Source organism: Prevotella sp. AM23-5, from assembly GCF_003473645.1.
Classification (GTDB): Bacteria; Bacteroidota; Bacteroidia; order Bacteroidales; family Bacteroidaceae; genus Prevotella; species Prevotella copri_A.
Genome location: NZ_QUCG01000085.1, coordinates 6,771 through 10,948, shown reverse-complemented (window position 1 = coordinate 10,948; position 4,178 = coordinate 6,771). Strand labels below are relative to the sequence as shown.

Sequence of the window (4,178 nt, the reverse complement as noted above, 5' to 3'; positions counted from 1 at the left end):
TATTGGATGATAGTTGCGGATTTTAGGGAAAATATAAAGGTAAGCCTCTCTGTCGGCTTTCTGGCATCTCTTCAGGACCGACATAACGAGCGGTATTCCAAGCATGAGGCATTCTGTTATCTGCTGGACAAGGCTTGTGAACACTACATGCCGAAAGCCGTAAGCAAGGAAGTGGCAGACGAATTGAAAGATTTTCAGTTTATCACAACCAAAACCCAACTTGCGGAGGACTGGCACTGGCATCGTGCCACCGTGCGTCAGTTCCTCGAAAAATTAACGGAACATGGGCTGATACACTGCAAGGAGTTTGAAACGAAATACACCATCATCACGATGATTGGCATGAAGGACGGTAACGTTCCGACAATGCGAAATAGCATATTGGAACCAATCATCCGTTTCACAATGGACAGTTGGTTCAATGGCACTTCCACCACAGAAGAGACTGCCGTTGTCTGTGGTCAGATTGTAAAGGGTGCAGTAGCATTATCGCAAGAAAACAACTCTGCTTCTACATCATCTGACAACCAACTTTCATCTGATGATATTGCTACTTGCATGATTGGCAGACTTGTGGATTGTATGCCTCTTGTAGATGAGGAAGAACATAACAGACTTCAGCTGCGTAACGCAATCTTCAAGTTCTTCACTCGTGTTCTCAATCGAGACTGGCTCCAGTTGCTCCTTCTGATAAAGGAACTGCCCGACATCGCCAGTCATGGAAAGTCTGCTTCCGTCAAATTGAACACAGCTGAAGACATGGGCCTTTTCCAATCCCTGTGTTCCGATTATAAGGCTTGCTGTCCTACCTCAACAGTTGAGACAGCTGCCAAGCCAGTTGTAACCGCCAAGGCGGACAACCATAAGTAGAGTTCATTCTGTTCCATTATAGCTGCCTTACGGACATTCTCCTTTTAAGACCTCACGGTTCGGTACTGGCATATCGCACTCGTCGTGGCTTGCCTTTTTTAGCGCATCGGGCTTGCCCGCTGTTCACGAATTTAGGGAGTGTGGTAACTCATTACCCCTACGACCTATCAGTCTTCGGGAGAGTGTCCGCCAAAGCAGCAAGCTGGGACACTGTTTTTCTGACACATATAAGCATATCAGAGATATGGAAAGAATAGCAAAGCAGGTTTTGAACGTCAGGGGACGTAAGGGATGCGCCGCCGCTCTCAGCCGTGAATACCAACGCAACTGGAGCGACAGGGCATGGCAGGTGGCTATTGCAAAAGGCAACTATGACCTCGGTAGACAGCATCTGAACTTCCAGATTTCCAAGGGAGGAAAGATAGCACCTATCGACAAGAGTAAGTCTATTCCACAGTTGATGGCTGAGAACTTGGCAGCTCGTGGCATCAAAGACAAGAATGAGGGGTTGGCAGAGCCACGCTTCAGAACTGTAGCGGATTTCATTTTTAGCGGTTCACAGTGGAAGATGCGAGAACTTGCCTTCGGTGAACAAAAGGTTGTATTCAAGCCTGGTGACAACAAGGAAAATTATGCAGTCAAGCGTATGCCTGAGATTGAGCAATGGGCGACGGACATTTATAATTTTGTCGCAGGAAAGTATGGTGAGGAGAATATCGTTGCCTTCTATGTACACTTGGACGAGACTTCACCACACATCCATTGCGTTCTTCTGCCAATCAAGGACGGCAAGTTTGCCTTCAAAGAAATCTTCGCAGGTGCCAACAATCGGGAATATAGTCAACGTACATCGAAACTTCATGACGAGTTGGCGATGGTCAATGAACCTTGGGGACTGGTGCGTGGAACGAGCCAAACGGAGACTCGGCAACGACACAGACCTACGGAGGAATACCGCAAGCACCTGTCCGAGGAATGTTCTTCAAAGGAAGAGGAACTGGACAACCTTAACAAGGCTGTAAGCGATCTTCGGGTGGAAATAGCACTGGCAGAACGTCGTGTAAAAGGTCTCTCTTCCATGGTGGAACATCTGGAAAAAGAGAGACATCAGAAGATGTTGGAGATTGACAAGCTGAAGGTGCTGATTGCAAACAAGGAGGGTGACAGTTCTATCTTGTCGCAGAAGTTGGAAAAATTGCAAAATGAGTTGGCTTCCGTTGATGAGAAACTGGCTGACAAGAAAGACAAGCTCGCTGTGGCTGACCAGCAGTTGGATGAGTTGAACAAGGACATGGAGTTTGTCAAGGAGCGGACAGAGACGCTTCGACAGGATGCCATGCAGTTCTCTCGTGAAGCTCAGACTGGTGCCGGCACATTTATCAAGACAGCGATGTTGGAAAGCATGGTCACTGACTACCGTTCCAAAATGGCATCGTTGCCACCTGAAATCAAAGTAGCATTTGACGGTTCGCCATTGGAAACCATAGCCGAGCACACTGCCGAAGTTCTTCATTGTGCCACCTTATTATACCTTGGCTACATCGACCAAGCCACGACATTCGCCGAAGGGCAAGGTGGCGGAGGCGGTGGCAGCAATGACATGAAATGGGGACGCAACGAAGACGAGGATGACAGGCGTTGGGCGCACCGTTGCCTTGCGATGGCAAACAGGATGATGCGACCGAAAGACAGCAAGAGTAGAAAGCGTTAATAGAAAAAATAATCGACAAATTGAGATTTATGATTAGAAAAGCAATATTTATGATGGCATTGTGCGTGTGCGGACAATTACACGCCAATGAAGAGACAATAGATGATGGCACGGATGATTTGGTACCGTCTGGCATAAATGAGGATATGCTCCGACAGATTGAGCCTACATACCTCAAAGAAGTGGCAGTTCCTTCTGCATGGTCTTCCAACTGGTTCGTTGGTGTATCGGGTGGCACTTCCGCTTTTGTAGGAAAACCGCATGGTAAAGGAAACTTGTTCGACAGGATGAAACCTTCCATGGCAATAGAGGCAGGAAAATGGTTCACGCCAGAGATTGGTGGACGGTTTTGTTTCCAAGGTTTTCAGTTCAAGGATGCCAGCAAGAATGTCCGTGATTACAAGATGGTTCATGCGGATTTTCTTTGGAATGTGACCAATAGTTTTGTCAAAGACCATGCCACCACACAAAGATGGGGATTCATTCCGTATGCTGGTTGCGGTATTATCCATAACGAGGATAACGGCAAGAGTCCGTTTGTCATCAACTATGGTGTGCTTGGACAATATCGTTTAACAAAGCGTTTGGCAGTCAACATGGAATTGGGTGGTGCAACCACATTCCGTGACTATGACGGCGTGGGCGCATCCAATAAGTTTGGTGACAATTTGTTCACCTTGTCTGCCGGACTGACTTTCAACATCGGAAAGGTCGGTTGGAAGAAGGTTGTAGATGCCGCTCCTTATATCAACCAGAACAAATGGCTGGCAGATTACACCAATGATTTGTTGGCTCACAACCAAAAGTTAAGCAAAGCTCATGCGGAGGATGTCAATGTCATCGTTGAAATGAGAAAGATCTTGGAGATTGAAGGGTTGCTGAAAGCCTATGCCGACCGCCTGACATATTATGCGGATAGTACGGAGTATCGCATCTACCCGAAAAATGACTACAGCGGTTTGAACTCACTCCGTGCAAGATTGGCTCACAAGGATTGGAATGGCATGGGAAAACCAAAAACAAGCCGCTCTCTGGAGTATAGTTTCTCTGTTTCCGATTCTGTTTCTTGGAACAAATACGTTGCAGAAATGACAGGTGGAACCAAGTGCATCGGTTCGCCAGTGTTCTTCTTTTTCAAGATTGGAACCGCGCAGTTGGTTGACGTTTCACAGATGGCAAACTTGGATGAGCTTGCTCGTATAGCAAAGGCTTATCATCTCAAAATTTCCGTTGTTGGTGCTGCCGACAGTGCCACAGGAAACGATGGCATCAACAATCCTCTCAGCAAGTCAAGAGCGGATTATATCACGCAACAGCTTGTGGCAAGAGGCATTGACAAGTCCATGATAATATCAAAAAGTAAGGGCGGTATTGATAAGTATTCACCAATTGCAGTCAACCGTCATACGGCTGTCAGACTATTTGCACAGTAAATGTGTTTTACTATCATTCATACGATAAGCGGTAATCTGCAAAACAATGATTATCAAAAGAAAGAGTCCGTTCGTGATGAATGGACTCTTTCTGCTATTGGTTGTTTTGTTCTTTCTCCTGTCGCAATATCTTGTTTATGACAGTGATGACTTGCTCTTGTATA

The 4,178-nt window shown here is 46.4% G+C and carries 3 protein-coding genes; all 3 read left to right on the top strand.

Translation table 11 applies throughout. The annotated features are described in order from the left end of the window. Nucleotides 1–870 (top strand): hypothetical protein (locus DW657_RS17940; protein ID WP_158577401.1); only part of this gene is annotated, 870 nt, incomplete at its 5' end. Nucleotides 871–1,114: 244 nt separating this feature from the next. After that, the gene (mobV, locus tag DW657_RS15020) at nt 1,115–2,581 is read left to right on the top strand and encodes a MobV family relaxase (protein ID WP_118313257.1); all 1,467 of its coding nucleotides are present in this window, start codon (nt 1,115–1,117) and stop codon (nt 2,579–2,581) included. A gap of 29 nt (nt 2,582–2,610) precedes the next feature. Further along, on the top strand, nt 2,611–4,014 hold the full coding sequence (locus tag DW657_RS15015; protein ID WP_118313256.1) for an OmpA family protein: 1,404 nt from the start codon (nt 2,611–2,613) through the stop codon (nt 4,012–4,014). Nucleotides 4,015–4,178 lie beyond the last annotated feature (164 nt).